Source organism: Candidatus Scalindua japonica (assembly GCF_002443295.1).
GTDB lineage: Bacteria > Planctomycetota > Brocadiia > Brocadiales > Scalinduaceae > Scalindua > Scalindua japonica.
The window spans coordinates 13735-29309 of sequence record NZ_BAOS01000025.1; the positions used below are offsets into that span (position 1 = coordinate 13735).

General features: G+C 39.3%; 10 protein-coding genes and 1 pseudogene. 2 read left to right on the forward strand and 9 right to left on the reverse strand.

Annotated elements, in window-relative coordinates; translation table 11 throughout:
* Nucleotides 1-112: 112 nt before the first annotated feature.
* The 3 genes from SCALIN_RS13265 to SCALIN_RS13275 form a co-directional block, all read right to left on the reverse strand.
* Nucleotides 113-1390: an RHS repeat domain-containing protein gene (locus SCALIN_RS13265; protein ID WP_096894954.1), complete on the reverse strand. Its 1278-nt coding sequence runs from the start codon at nucleotides 1388-1390 to the stop codon at nucleotides 113-115.
* A 20-nt stretch (nucleotides 1391-1410) separates the two neighbouring features.
* The gene (locus SCALIN_RS13270; protein ID WP_096894955.1) at nucleotides 1411-7149 is read right to left on the reverse strand and encodes a SpvB/TcaC N-terminal domain-containing protein; all 5739 of its coding nucleotides are present in this window, start codon (nucleotides 7147-7149) and stop codon (nucleotides 1411-1413) included.
* A 586-nt stretch (nucleotides 7150-7735) separates the two neighbouring features.
* Nucleotides 7736-7966, reverse strand: a complete 231-nt coding sequence (locus SCALIN_RS13275; RefSeq protein ID WP_096894956.1) for a hypothetical protein — start codon at nucleotides 7964-7966, stop codon at nucleotides 7736-7738.
* A gap of 728 nt (nucleotides 7967-8694) precedes the next feature.
* Between SCALIN_RS13275 and SCALIN_RS13280 the strand changes: the two genes are divergently transcribed.
* Nucleotides 8695-8940 carry a DUF4160 domain-containing protein gene (locus SCALIN_RS13280; protein ID WP_096894957.1) on the forward strand — a complete coding sequence of 82 codons (246 nt, stop codon included), beginning with the start codon at nucleotides 8695-8697 and terminating at the stop codon, nucleotides 8938-8940.
* A complete protein-coding gene (locus tag SCALIN_RS13285; RefSeq protein ID WP_096894958.1) occupies nucleotides 8921-9187 on the forward strand; it encodes a DUF2442 domain-containing protein in 267 nt (88 codons plus the stop codon). The genes SCALIN_RS13280 and SCALIN_RS13285 overlap by 20 nt, the downstream gene beginning before the upstream one ends.
* A 426-nt stretch (nucleotides 9188-9613) precedes the next feature.
* On the opposite strand, the gene SCALIN_RS13290 is transcribed toward SCALIN_RS13285, so the two are convergent.
* The 6 genes and pseudogenes from SCALIN_RS13290 to SCALIN_RS13315 form a co-directional block, all read right to left on the reverse strand.
* The gene (locus SCALIN_RS13290; RefSeq protein WP_096894959.1) at nucleotides 9614-9838 is read right to left on the reverse strand and encodes a type II toxin-antitoxin system HicA family toxin; all 225 of its coding nucleotides are present in this window, start codon (nucleotides 9836-9838) and stop codon (nucleotides 9614-9616) included.
* A gap of 2 nt (nucleotides 9839-9840) precedes the next feature.
* Entirely contained in the window at nucleotides 9841-10050 is a 210-nt protein-coding gene (locus SCALIN_RS13295; RefSeq protein ID WP_096894960.1) for a type II toxin-antitoxin system HicB family antitoxin, read from the reverse strand.
* Nucleotides 10043-10312 (reverse strand): hypothetical protein, encoded by a 270-nt coding sequence (locus tag SCALIN_RS13300; protein WP_096894961.1) that lies wholly within the window; start codon nucleotides 10310-10312, stop codon nucleotides 10043-10045. Before SCALIN_RS13300 ends, SCALIN_RS13295 begins: the two co-directional genes overlap by 8 nt.
* Before the next feature lie 426 nt (nucleotides 10313-10738).
* Nucleotides 10739-12010 carry a hypothetical protein gene (locus SCALIN_RS13305; RefSeq protein WP_096894962.1) on the reverse strand — a complete coding sequence of 424 codons (1272 nt, stop codon included), beginning with the start codon at nucleotides 12008-12010 and terminating at the stop codon, nucleotides 10739-10741.
* 252 nt (nucleotides 12011-12262) lie between these two features.
* The gene (locus SCALIN_RS13310) at nucleotides 12263-13921 is read right to left on the reverse strand and encodes an RNA-binding domain-containing protein (RefSeq protein ID WP_096894982.1); all 1659 of its coding nucleotides are present in this window, start codon (nucleotides 13919-13921) and stop codon (nucleotides 12263-12265) included.
* 187 nt (nucleotides 13922-14108) lie between these two features.
* Nucleotides 14109-15575: pseudogene (locus SCALIN_RS13315) on the reverse strand (ATP-binding protein).

Consider the following 15575-nt stretch of genomic DNA (forward strand, 5'->3'; position numbering starts at 1 on the left):
TCAGATTACTTCGCTCCGCTCGCAATGACGACAAGGTTACCTTTCGTTATTCAATGAAATGGTTCTCGTTCAGCTGCGTAGCTGAAATAAATATGATAAACTTTTCAGCTTTCTATTCCTTTTTCTTTAACTTCGTGTAATCAGTGGGTTGCCCATAAAGATCAGGCCGATATTTCTTCTCAATTTGTGAACGTCCCACTGGAAATCGTTTGTGCAAATCTTTTTCTAGTTTCACATCCCGCGAATGCTTTCTTAAATCTTCAAGTCCTACACCGTTATTATAGCCCTTGGGTTTTTCAGGTCTTCTCTGTAGCAATCCTAATTCCTGGCGCGCGGTATCTTCCACTAAGATGGCAAAATCTTGCTCACGTAATTCCATTTCCGAATCTAATGACATCCCATAGGCATGACCCACAATTTCATGCAAAAATACGAGGCCTTGAACATTTTCAACTTTCCCCTCATCACCGTCCTTCGGCAATCCATATTCCTGCCGCTCTGCATCCCAAGGCACTTCCGGCAGTGGAAATTCTTTAAACCGTTTTGGGTCCGGTTCCACAATAACGGCTGGCGGTATGGTGGAATGTCCAGGTAAGACTTCACCGCAACCAGAGGCACAAATATCGGTCGTCCATTTGATTGGATTCATTTTATCATCCCAATCCTCAGCGCGCGGTTTCCACGCTTCACTTTCTGGAAAAACCACAATGCGTGTACGTGGATCATTGAGCGATAAATCGAGGAATTCAGCAGCCGTTCGACTTCCATTTTCTCCATTTGATTCAAAGGGAACATCGCTTAAGCGAATCCGAATTCGATAACCCACTAATTTTTTTTCAGTATTTTCACCCCATAGTCGACCAGGTACCTTAACATAATCGAAATGCGGTTCAATAAACATCTCGCCCTGTCTTTTTACCACATCGCGTTGCAATGCATCTTTGACCACATTTGCTTTTGCTGCACTAGTGGCATAGGCAAATTGGCCATCCGGATCAATTTGGTTCAAAGGATTATTGCCAATAAATTGATAGAGATTAAGTCCATCTTGATTCAGTCCCGGATCTGGACTCAACCAACGTCCCAGCCACGGCACATAATAACGTTTTCCATAATAATAGAATCCACTTTCATCATCTCTTTCTTTGCCTGAATACCGGTAGCGTTTGGGGACAAAGCCAGTTCCATTTTTAAAAGAATGATAGGTGGTACCGCCAAACGGATAATATTCTTCATAACTGATTTTCGTGCCATTTTGATCAAGCTCTACACGCGATGAACCCAGATGATCCGCAAATTGATAACGGATCAAACTCACAGGACTTGAAATTGTATTTGAATTTTGTTTGATTTTGGTTTCCACCAGAGCAATGGCTTTTGTCCCATCCATCACATGCACAGTTTCACGTTCTAAATGCGTTCTTTGACTTTTTGCCCAGATGCATTTTCTATCACTTTACGCACGCGTTTTCCTGCTTGATCATATTGATAATAAACATGACCGCCACCGCCCAGGTCTGCAGAAGTCATCTGATTTTTAAAATCCCAGGTCACAGTGCCAAGATGTGGAAATTTTTTAATATTTCCATTATCATCATATTTATATTTGGTTGAGTATTGATTCGCTGCATCAGACGGTAAACTTGTACCCATCAATCGATTGCTTGTTGTAGCGCGATCATAATGACGTGTCCAATTTCCTGTGGCAGAACCAATGGTTTGATGCGCCATTTGAATGAAATTTCCTGCTTCATCATAAGCATAAGTTTCTTTATATAGTCTGAGTGCTTTTAAGTCATTGGTATGTGAAAGCGCTTGAATTGGAAAATCATTTTGATCACGCTGTAAATCAGCACCTTGACCGCCATGTTCTCTTCCCTCTGCGAGGATTAAGCGATAAATGGCATCATATTCATAATCCGTAGACGGTGTGACAACTTGATTATTAAAATAAATCGCGCGCTGTGATTTATCTTCAAGATGCATGACATTGCCGCTGGGATCATACGTGTAATTCAATTTTTGAAAGGTTTTATTCCCTTTTTTGGTTGTTAATCGGGTTAATCGAAATGTATGCGCATCATATTCATAATCCGTAAATGCACCATTTCCATATTCGATCTTCTCACGTTGTTCCCTGGCATTGTAGTCAATATTTGTGACAAATGAGATCCAATTAGCCGGATTGCTTTCGCCGCGCAAGGCCACTTGAACTGAATCAATCAGACCGGCTTCATTATAAGTCGGGAAATAAGTGCTCTGATCCGGACTTTTCGTTGATTTGACACGATTGTTGGCATCATAAGTTGTTTCCATCTCAAATACATCATTGCTCAGCAAAGATCCTGCAGTTGACACATTCCAATCAATATCTCCCTGGTGCGCTTTTAAAAGTTGTCTTTTAGACTTTCTCATATTTCCTTTAAAATCATATTCCGTTCCTTCGAATAATCCTGCCCCATCAAAGGTTTGATAAATTTTTCCACGATGATTGAATTGAGCGGCATTGGGGCCAAGCGAGTCCCCATAAATTGTTTTTTCAGCTAAGCGTGCTGCGCCAGATCCTTTTGAAACCCAGTTTTCAATCAGACGACCCGCGGCGTCATAAACCGTTTTGCTTTTATTGCCTTCTTCATCTTCAGCATAAATGGTTTGATTTTGAACATTCGGCAAAATCAAACGCTTGCCTGCATCTCGACTCTCAATGGAAATCTTGCGTGACAACATATTGAAGCGATGTTTGAAAACTTCAATATTTCTCGGATCTTTAATCGCATGGTCATTGCCTTCAATATCAATTTCAATTCTGGTTTCATATTTGCCGGCACTTCCATTATCTGCGATTTTTAAAAATTCACGCCCTAATGTATCCAAATGAGAAATCATAGGCGTATTCGCATGCTTTGCTGTTTTTTCAGCAGCTATTTTCTCCTCAGTACCCATTTGGCCCTGATCACGGGACTTGTACCAGGTCGGCAAATAGTCTGCATTGGAAAGTCGCGCAAAAAAAGCACCTACATGCACATCTGTTTTCGGATCATGCATTAAGACCGTATCATTTAAATCCCAGTTTTCTTGTTTCCAGGTGCCAATCACATTTTTTTCGTAGCTGTGATTTGAATGTAAGGTGAGCACAACTCGATCAAGTGGATCATAAAAAAGTGTGGCTGCTTTGCCCTGAATAGCAGTTGACGCATCCTGATAGGTCGGAACGGTTGAGAAAAAAGGTTCATATTGCTTGACTGGATTTCCCTTGTGATTAAAGACTTGCCAACCCGTGACACGCCAATTGGTATTTTCAGCGAAAGCTTTTCTTTGAATATTGCGTCCAAATCCATCAATAAAAATAAGACTGTTTTGTATATGCAGTGAACCACTGGAATCAGAATCATGTGTGTCACGCGTTAACGTACTGACCACATTTGGCTCGCCTGTGCGAATAAAGCGGTGAATGTCATAAATATGACGACGTGTTGCTTTTTTCAGAAGTCCGGATGAATTTGCAGCTGGGTCTGCAAAAAAAACATCTATGGCAGTCTGGCTCAGATCTTTTATCAAGGTTGCTAAGGAATCCCCCACACTTTCAGTCGTTTTTCCCATCACTGCAGTTGCTGCAACTAAGCCCAGACGATCAAAAGCAACCTGGGTGCGATTGCCATTTGGTCCTGTCATTTCCCAGGTTTGAAGAACACGATAATCATTTTTTGATTTCGTGCTATTGCCTGATGGATCAATGGTTTCTTCCATTAATAAGTCATACTGGTCATATCGGGTTGCATGTGTTTTTTGAAAAGGATCAACATATTGTTCCACTTGAAACATATGTGCAGCATTGGGTATGTTTTTGCCTGAAGGTGTCCACCAAAAGCCATCCATTAATTGATATCCGCCCTCATTATGCATCACGTTATTCGTGGCACTGTCTCCAAAAACATCTTGAATGAGTTGTGGAGTAAAGGCCATAGTATAGGTTTCATATTTGAGCAGTAGGGATTCCACCTGACCCAGATTTAAAGGCCCTGACAAATCATTTTTGTAATATAGAATGCGATTTCCTTCTACAATTCGCTTCTCAAGCACACCCGCCATTGCTTTCTTTTCATATGGAATGTTTGTGGCATTCCCAAAAGCATTGAGAATATCTGCTTGCGAATAAAGCTGACCAACCGCTCTGGGCACTTCAGTGAGTTCATAAGTACGCGCACCATAGGGAACAGCCACCATATAATAAAGCTTATGCTCTGGCACATTCGCATAATCAGATTCTACAAAGGTGATTAATGTTTTCCCCTGTTCTAAAAAGGCTGGATTGCGCCGCGGATAACCAATCACGCAAGACTTGGTCACATTTCCAAAATCATCAACATCAAGTGATATTTGATGGCCAATACGCGGGTCATCAGGATTGCGTTCGTAATGATAATTCACACTATGTTGACGAAGCGGCAAAAAAGCGGCATGCCCACTATCTGTCAATGCTGGTTGCAGCATTTTGACATGATAGGTTATCTCGTCCACAGAATATGGATGCTTTTCTTTATTTGTGCCGTCCAAGGCATACACTTCAGTACGAATCATGGAACCACGCAAGGCCCGATAAGCTTCTTTAGGTTTCTGGCCAACATCCACATCAAAATCAGGCAAAGGAAATGCAGTTGCATCACCTTGATAAAATTCTTTTCGGAACTGATTTTGCAATTCCTCTCCATCGAAATAAGTACCCGTATGAAACCAGGTTTTAGTCAAAACAGGTGGAACGCGAAAAGGATCTGATAGATCAAATGTTTCTGCGTCTAATTGTTCAACACAGCCAAATCCGCGAAACTCTTTTTCACGTGTATCATAATAACCGTGATGATATTTGTATTGTGTTACCAATTTTGACTGACTGATATGATCTATGACTTCGACGCGGTCCACACAATGAATCGCTATGGGAAGTTTGGTTACCCATGGCCTTCCATTTTTTTCATCTTCAAGATAATATTTTGTGGATGGGGCATAATAAACCTGCGTTTCAGCACCCAGATTATTGCTCATGCCTGTTAGCAGATAAGGTTTTCCACCTGCACAAAAATCAAGTACCTTAATATTCTTACCCGGATAACGGCTTGCATTATAACTCCAGACCAAGGTAGATGTGCCAGAGCCGAATAAATCTACAAATTGAATATGGTCCATATTTGTCACAGGCGGTGTACCATGAATATCTGATGCATGACTCCAGGAATTTCCAGATCGATTAAACCAGAATCGAATATGATCATAAGCCACATAAACAATATCTGCGCAACCAGATCCATCTAAATCCACCAGAAAAAGACGGTTTGGATCAAAACCAAATCCAATTTGAGGTGCATTTTTCATGGTCACTTTTTCCCCAAAACTACCATAACCTTGATTGGGCCAATAATCAATGCGTCCATCATGCACATAAACCAAATCGCTTAGGCCGTCACCTGTCATGTCTGCAAATTCAATTTTCTCTGTGGAATTTTGGAATTGCAGATCTGGAAATGAATCTAAGTCATAAATCCGCTCTATATGCCTGGGTTCTCCATAGCCTTTTTCACCCAGATTCTGATACCAAAGAAAATGATGATCAAGACTCACAATCATATCAGGCAGACCATCGCCGGTTAAATCTACAAAGCGAAGATGTTCATCATCAAGTTCAACACTTGGGAAGGATTCAAATAGCCTGAAATCTTTCCAACCATTTTCTCTGTCGGTCTCATAGACACCTTTCAAAGGTGCCGTCACCACCAAATCACTGACACTATCGCCATCATGATCACCAGCTTTGACATGGGATTGTGACATCACAACACCCGTGGGCTGATTAACCATGGGTCGAGGACGATCTAAAACAGCTTGACCGTGGTTTTTCCATACTTGATAAAGATTGGCTGAGGTGTGTAATGCATCTGGAAATGCATTTCCGGAAAGGTCTAACCACATTTGATCTGGATCTTGAAAAGATAGTGCCGGCATCTCATCACCCGGGGCACTTACATTTTGATAATGTTTTTGCTCTGGCTCAAATTTGGAATAAGTTAAGGCGATAGGTGGATATTGTTTAGACAGATAGGTGCTGCCGCTTTTGGTGTAACCAGTTAAATGAACGTTTTTCAAAAAGGAAAATAAATTGTCTGAATTCGTTTCATATTCAAAATCCGTAGACTTCACTAATGTCGGTCCACCTAATTCTGTAAAATGATGAAACATTAAAACGCGTCGACAGCGTTTAGACATTTTTAATTCAAAGCTGGGACGAAAATTGGAAAAAGGATCAGGTCTATCATCTGCAAGGTTTATGATGTCTTGATTTGAAGCAGGACTTATATAAGGATCATTTGAAGCTGGCGTTAAATCAAAATAGTCAAATAGAACTTCGAATAAATAATGGCGATCTGTCTCTTGTACGGCATTCTGATGATTAATTCCCCTTCGTTTTTGACCAACAGCTTGACGACTATTGCCATAAAAGATACGACGAAGGTACAGTTGTGCTTCATGAGTGGCTTCACGCGCATATTCATAGCGAATATGATTGCCTTTTTCGTCAAAGGTTTCTTCCAGCAGCCATTCATACACACGATGTGAATCCTGGGGATCAGCAATACGCGCTGCTGACCGAAAGCCGTAAACACTGGTCACATTATTCTTAGAGATAGCCCGCCAATGCATGTCCCCATTCGTATGCGTCCATTGTTCAATGCGTGCAAAATCGCCTTCGGTGCGCGGACGATAACAAGTGACTGAATAGGGCGATCGATCAAACGTGATTAACTGCCAATTATCAGGATTTTGGGAAATTTTTTTCAGATGCGGTACAAGATCTTCTGTGCCAGAAATAATAAATGTATCTTGCGAGTTATAGCGTGGTAAACCTTTTTGAGACTTTCGTGTGACACGCGCTAGAGAAAGCTTCCATCCTAATCCAAAAGGACTATTTCCATTGCCAGAACTATATTCAAGATTCAGTTGGGGGCCAAAGCCATTTCTGCCGGGAGAGACTGAAATCGGAATAGAAAAATTGCCAGTTCCTGTAAACAAATCTGGCTGAAAGGTTTCACCAATTCCATTTACGGCACCGCCACCTTTGGGAAGAGAGAGCGTGGGTGCCTGGTTATTTTCTACTGCCATGATCGCAACCTAATAAGTTGATGAATTTTAAATAATCACATATTTTACCTGCTTAAAACAAAATAAATTTCAACTATTCTTGCCACCTTTTACTCTATATTTCATGCATTGATTACATCTATTACACTACCACTTAAAACGATAATTGTCCAACTTCTTTCCGAAACATTTGTAGCTGCTTCATACGCTTAGTCATAATAAATGCATATTATTATCGGAGCATTCCATATCTGTAAATAAAGGTAGATGTGTTGTAATACGTGTGCAGGAAACATTTTCAACACGGGTATCACCGCGTCGGGCATGCAAAGTATTGAACCAGCCGTGATCAACGCAAAGGTAATGTGATGAAATTTCGGCGATCAGGATAGATTGGTACAGAGGATGGTAGAATTAACGAAAGATTACGATGGATTCTACTACATTTCTACTACAGTGGGAAGTTTGGTAAGAATTTTACTTATACCTGAATTGAGTTAAAGAGTTTCACTTTTTATTCGTTAATATACTTTGCACGATTGCTATCACGATAAGCAGTCCGATTACTATCCATGTCATTATTATTCTTTATCCCTCCCTTTGGGGGTTATTGTTTAGGCGTCCCATATGTCTCCTCCTCCTTTATAAGTTGTTGATGAAGCCCGCTGATTTGCTCGATACATTTTTCCAGAGTCTTTATCGGATCAGGGGAGTCTTTAACATGGCGTTTAATTTTGTTATGCAAATTAATGATTGTTGCATTAATAGAATGTGCCTGCTCTTCGCAGGTAAGTTTCTCAAAAGGTTTCGAATCGTCTTTATGGCGTTGATTTGACATGACTTCTCCTCCTCCGGAAATAATTTGCTGTATTCAGATAAGTAAAGCATTCGCTTCCACTTTAAATTTGTGCATAGGAAATTCAAAAGTTAACTTTATGATATCTTTGGATCGATCTTTGGATAAATATTTTTCTGTATCAATAAACATTTCCTGTTTTTCAGCTAATTCGCATATAAGTTTACGACCATTATTGTACACACCTACATCATGTAAGCCAGTTTTTTCTTACACAAGACGCGACACCATGCTCCTTCCTTCGATTCATCCTGTCTCGATAAGCTGCCTTTCCCTCTGAAGTTCAGCCTTCAGTTGCTCTTTCTGTTTCCTGAGCCTGCCAATCTCTTTCTGAATCTTATTTGCTGCACTTGTAGAGTTGGCATGATCTTTCGATTTGATTTTATGAATAAATTTTTCATAATATGAACAAACACAATATTCGAACTCCTGTGGCTGTTATTGATGATGTTCAGGTATCACGACTTTAGGAAGGTTACAGAAATATGTGCCCTGGGATGAGATAATAAATGCTGTTGAAAAAGAAAAAGGTAGCAGTACAGAAGCGAAACTATCAATGATAAAGAAGTGACCCTTAGTTAGCTTTTGACCCATAGTTACCTTTAATATTTTTATTGATTTCAGTTCCTTATTAATCTATGATTTTGAAAGTTAGAAAATTATACTATTTAAGATATTTGAAATTTTACATAAGCAGATAGAATGAATTAATGCCTAAAGTATTCGAATGGAAAGGATGCAGGTTTCATTTTTTCTCAAATGAAGGAGTTCCACTTGAGGCAATTCATATTCATGTTCGCAAAGGACCAAACAGAGCAAAATTCTGGATTGAACCTATTATATCTTTAGCCAGTAACTACGGATTTAACAGTAAAGAATTGAATGAGTTTAAAAGTAAGATAGAAGAAAACAAAAATATGATTAAGGAAAAATGGAATGAGCACTTTAACATTTGAAGCTTCTGCAAAAAAGGTATGGTTTGATAATGAAAATATGTGGGTTAGTCTCATTGATGGAAGGCAACTATCAATTCCACTTGTATATTTTCCTCGTTTACTTAATGCAACGCCAGAACAAAGATGCAAATATGAAATGAGTGGTGGTGGGACAGGACTCCACTGGGAAGAGATTGATGAGGATATTAGCGTTCCGGGACTATTGTTAGGTTATAAAGACCTGACATATTACAAAAATAAGATTTAAAAAACGTGTTGGCCAAACATTCATAAACCTCCATCACTACTCTAATTTACACACGTTATTAATCCTCTCTACCCTCTTTGATTTGTCAACAGGTTAGTTTGTCCCTGCTCACTTCTTGCACCTTACCCGTAGACCCATTTTAGCTCTTATTTAACGCTTTGAGTGGTATACAGGACACAGGGTTGTGATCTATTACATCACGCTTGAAAAAATTGAAAAATTATAGTTTTTAAAATTTGTGAATATGTCAAGTGGCGAGGTGGCCTCGTTTACATCTAAAATAGGCGCTATCCCTACCCTATTACACATCATATTCTGCTTTCAATGTCTGATCATATTCCATACATTTTCTTCCCTTCGGCAATATTAAGTAAGGCCGGAAAGGCCAGGATTGCAGGCTTTCTGCCACTAGACTGCAACTATCCGTTAACGTTCTTTTAAAAAATCTTCAATTGAAAGGCCTATATCTTTTGCCACTTTCCTCAGTAGTATAGGGGAAATATCTCTGCCGGCATGAAAAGGTACTGTTGTTCCCCTGCCATCTTGGTGACGAAACTGTCTATGTGAACCTTTTTGTCGAACTTCAGTAAATCCAAGATTCTTAAGAATTGCGATTTCCTCTGATGGTTTTAAAACAGGTATATTTCCCATTGCTATGCCACTGATATGTTTTGTATTCCAACAAATTTACTTTCAAATTCTGGTTCTCCATCCTCAAGAATCATTTCAATTACTTCGTAAAGATTCTTGTTGATCTCTTCAAGTGTTTCGCCTTGTGAATGGGCACCAGGAAACCCGGGAACATACCCTACATATAAACCTGTATCATTGCATTTTTCTATTACAGCTGTGTAGTTATGCATATAACTTCTCCTTCTCCGGAAATAATTTGCTATATTCAGATAAGTAAAGGATTCGCTTTCGCTTTAAATTTATCCATAGAAATTTCAAAGTTAACTTTATGATATCTTTGGATAAATACTTTTCTATGTCAATAAATATTTCCTGTTTTTCAGCTAATTCGCATATAAGTTTATGGTCATTATTGTACACACTTACATCGTGTAAGCCAGTTTTTTTATTACACTTCTTTTCTTCGTATTCACTGATCAACTCATCCCCCATGATGAATCTTGCCTCAAATTCGACAAACCTCCTCGCTCTACAATATATTTTACTTTAGTATTCTTCACTGAAAGTGAAAGGAGGGTTTCCAAAGCATTTGAGAAAAAGCAATCAGACACTGAGTACAAGGAATAATAACTGAAAGTGATATTGGGAAAGTTGTAACTGAACTTTTTCCTGCCACGAAGTCGCCGAGTATGCAAGTTGGCGTGATAAAATAAAATCGAAATATTATATTTTTTTAAGAGCTGTCATCCGGCTGTTCCTGAATAATTTTTGTCATTTAATTCTTAATATTTTCCATGCTTTACTCCTTTCCTTAATTTATCATTACAACACAGTTTCTATATTGATCGACTTAATCACTCAAAACACATCAAGGACAAAAAAGCATAAAGTTGAAAAGGTCGTATCGAACAGGCGGCCTTATTTCAGCTCTTTCCATTCTGGAATAACCTTTGCGAATTCTTCTTGAAATGCCGGCCTGCCCATATTATTCATCTTTATTGGTAAAACATATTTTCTCCAATCAGCGGGTTTCTTCATTACGTCAACCAATATGTGCCGTACCCTTTTTACCGCCTCTGCTTTGAATCTGTAATCCTTTCTGGAAGTTGAAGAGTTAAGATTTCCTGTTGATGACTTATGAAACGTTAATATCTCTTCAGGATATCGGTTCTCTAATCTTGAGGCTATTTGTAATATATCAGAATCCATATAACGGTAATAACTGTGGTTGCTGATCTTTATAAAACATTGTATAGCTTTTTCATATTCTTTACGATGCATATAAATCTTTAAAGATTGAACATTGTCTGATTTTTCCAAAAGATCGACAATACGAGGTTCATATTCTTTCCACTCTTTGTCAGAACACTCCTTTTTGAATTCCTTATATGAAGAAAGTGCCAAACGATCGGTTTTCTGTAAGAAAAGGTAATCCAGGTAAGCATTACGATCGCCAGACTCTTTTGCCCGTTCTGCCAGGAACAACCTTAGTTCATCCATCCTTCCTTCGCCAGACTTCATTCCTTTTATTGCAATATCTAACGCCTTATCTTTTTCGCCTGTTTCCCAATAAAATGTAGCAAGATCATAATAATCCATTCCGTATTTCATTGTAAGCGCTCTTAATGCTAAAAATTTCTTATGGTCGCCTATCCTTCTATAGATACGTCTGGCATGATCAGTGGGCCAGCTACTTTTAAGCGCTTCAAATCGTTCAGCTAAATCTCGCAAATCATCGTCATTCTTGCATGTCGCATAAGCAACATCGTATAAAAAGTCATCCATTCCGGCATTCCCACTTTGTATATAGCGTAGAACTTCCTCCAACAGCTCATCCCTATCATTCTTGGATAATGTTGTTTCGTCTAGTTTATCACATAGTTCACTCAAATATTCGCTAACATCATCTTCCTGACCATGATCACCGCCACCATATTCGTCAAGTTCCGCAAGCTCGGGCTCTAACTCACGCCAGAGTGAAAGCAAGGCAGAAGACGCTGCGCCTTCCTTTAGTACATTGCTCACCTTAACCGTTTCTTTCAGTGTATCCAAACACTCTCTTCTTATGGAATTGTCCCTTGCTGCTAATCCGAGAACAAGCTTTACAAGGTCATCTTTTTCTGCAAAGTTGAGCAATTCTGCAAGAGGTTCTTTATTCTTTATATCTTTTCGCCTTGGAATCTGTTTCATTAAGTAAGCCTTATTTATTATGGTAAATAACGTTGTAACGTTTCTTTTTCCTGTCCCAACCTACATACATCTCGCCAGTCTCAATTTTCTGAATTATGTATATATGGTACATAACATCTTCTCAATCTATTTTCTCAGGTAATTCTGTTATTAAATATTCCAATTTTGATTTTAAAATTTCCATCCTATCGTAACTACTTGGAATTTCAAGACTAACCCGGAAGGCTCTTTTAAAACTCTTTTAAAACTCTTTTAAACAGGAGACCATTTAGAATACCCGTTGTTACGTATTATCCCCTTGATTCTTAATGCAGAGAGCAAGTTAGTAACTTTGTTTTTCTTCTGGGATTCAGTTAATATGTCCGGCAATTTATCCTGAAGGAACTTCTCAATGTTTTTTCTTGGTGATTCTCCAAACTTTTTTAGATATTCAACGATAAGGTTTTTGTAGTGTTCATCATCAAGACCTCTCTGCTTAATATAATGAGCCTTTAATTCATCATTGGACAGCGATGCAGTAATTTTGGCGGAGATAACGTAATTGGGTTTTCTTCCCTCTATTAAACCAAATCCTTTCAGATATTTGATCTCTTCATCAGGAAGTGGTTTCTGCTTTTGCACCTTATCTAACATGATAATTTGCTCAAGAGACAAACTCGGATTTCTTGCGAGTACACGCGCAAAGTCCATATCGAGTACCTTGCCGATTACTGTCACTTTTACTTTATCTTCTGACAAGTCATATTCCGGCATTGGAAAAAATCTTTCACGCTGATAATTAAACATTTTCCTTATGCCACCGCCTGCGGTGTCAACCATTTTTAAATTAAACATTGCGGTTGCAAGAAACCTATTGCGGTAATGTTCTTCTGGCGCATCTTCCTTAACTACTTTCTCCACTGAGCCGGGAATGAAGCTGCCGAGATTAGTAAATATCAATTGATCATCCATTTCAACAACATTAATGCGGCCACCTTTTGTGTAATCCTGATGTGCAATGCAATTGTTTATAGCTTCACGAATTACAAACGGTTCGTATTGGTCAACCTCATCAGGGAATAAAGTGCCGTCTTTGATATAGCGGTATTTCAGATTGCGGATTTTTGCATATATCTTATCAACAGCCAACAGTAAAGGACAACTCTCAATGTGATAGTCCCTGTTATTTCCTTTGGCATCTTTCAAGAGCCAGCGTATCTTTGCCTCTGCCGGGCTAACAAAATGTTCCGATTCCGGTTTGCCTAACAGGATTATTGCTGTACGGGTAATTTTACCCTTTATTATTACTTTGGCTTTATTTAAAAAAGTGATATCATCCCAACAATCAATATCATGCGCTTGGTGGGGAAACTTGTTCTTGTAGTTTTCACGAGCCTTTGCGATAGCCTCAGAGTCAAGGTCGTCAATTGCGGTATCCGGCACCGTAGCAGCGCTCCAATCCTCCAAAGCAACTTGTGCCCGAATACGTTCAATTTCTTCCAGAGTCAACGGCGATAGTTTTTCTCCTTCCCTTCCATAGTAGTGTCCATCAAAGGCAACGGGTATACCTTTTGGAGCAGCAGGTATGTGAAACATAACTATACGGCCTTCGGGTAGATGCAGTTCATAGATTTCAATAAAAGAAATACGATTGGTGGTTTTATTGGCTAACTCTCCTTTAAGGTTGTCAAGATCTTTACGGTTATGGCGGAACTGGCTGCCAACTATTGTTCTTCCCTTATCCTTAATCCCGAAAATAAGCCATGCGTGAGATTTGCCTTTGAGGTTTGCCTCATTTGAAAGAGCAGAAAAATATTTGCCCAGCTTATTAGAGTCATAACTAATCCTGGCCTCTTTAAATTCAAAGACCTCCGTTTCCGCAGGCAGTCTGCAAAATTCCTGCAATATAATTTTCAATTCTTCTTCCGTCATCTGTAATACTACCTTTATCTTTCCTGTTACGGTTTCACTCATTCATCCTCAGCCTCTTCAAACAGAGCCTTTTGCCCACCTGTCTGTTCGTCAAAGGTGCACCTGCCCTTTTCTGAGGTATCGGTCATTTTCAACTTATTACCCATCGTTGTTAAGGCAGTAGACGAAAATAGGCGAAAATAAACTCCTAACTCCAATAGGGAATATACTTTGCATCTTTTCGTGCTTCAGATACTCCTATTTTTTTAACCAACTTACCCTCCAAAGTCGCATTTATAACTCGTGTAACCTGTGCCGATTTAGACTCTTCAAGCCCGAACCTATCACGTAAGCTCTTATTAGTCATATGCTTTCGCTGAACATATTGTAAACATGCATGCTGATAACAGGCACGCACTCTATCTTCTTTTCCCATGTCTTCAAAATCCTTACGCGCAAACAAGACCGATCGTGTATGTTCATCCGTTTCCTCAAACAAAGGTGCGGGTAATTGATAAAATTCAGTTTCAAATATAACCTTATCCACCCCGCTTCCCCGCTCTTCACACACACCAATCCTTCGCATGAAGGAAGCCAATGCTTCATTGCGTGATTTTGGAGGACTGTCAAGGAAACGGTCTGTCTTTACCAATGGTCTGCCAGGATTTGTAATTTCTACCCGATTTGAGAATATTTCTATCATGGGAGCCGTGCCTGTAAGATAAAAATCCTGATGGGGCAATGCGTTTGCAACCAACTCCCGAATGGCAATATCAGGAAACATCGGAACATCTTTTCTCAGGGCCTTTCCTATAACTTCGTTTGAAGGCAAAATGGTATTGAGAAAATCTATTAATCCTTTAAATCCGCACGCGTAACCTTTGCCCCCTGCCTGTTCACGAATGGTTTCTATCCTGTTCTCACCTTTATATTGAATGACCCTGATAGCCTTTCGTTTTAAAGATGAGAATTTAGAAATATCCCTGGCAAATAATATTACGCCAAGATTTGTTATATTCCACATGCCACTAACTCCTAGCAAAAGTATCTCTTCTGATTCTAATGCCCTTATAATTCCATCACGTGAATCCGGTAACGGTAAGTTGAGAAGAGAAAAATATGCAGGGTAATCAATCAATAGCAAAACATCTTCCGCCAGAAGATTCTCCTGGGCGATACCCCGTTCAAACGGTGTTTCATCAAAAATACGCCACAACTCACGCTCTTTTTCAGGAAAGTCTTTCAACTTTTTCAAGTACGATCCAATTCGTACATATTCTATATTCTTGAATTGAACAGGATGTCTGAATGCCGCATCGATTTCCATTAAGACAACCGGTTTGTCTTCCATAATAAGTTCACAAAAATTGAACTTAATCTTTGGAGATAGATGCCGTAACAACCAGTTTTCAACCTCCTCATCGCCAACCTTAGATTCCCTTGGTTTAAATGAGGTGCCAATAATTTCATGACTTCAATCTTCAATTCCCCAGATCAAATATGCCTTGATTTTTCCAACCAAAGCTGCCGAGTTAGAAAGCGCTGAGAGATACTGTCCGATCTCCTCAGCATTTACTTTGTTATGTTTGAATTCAACCCATTCTGTTTCTGTAGGTAGCCTGCGCAACTCTTGAACAATACTGCAATAATATTCTAAATATCTATCTGGATTCAT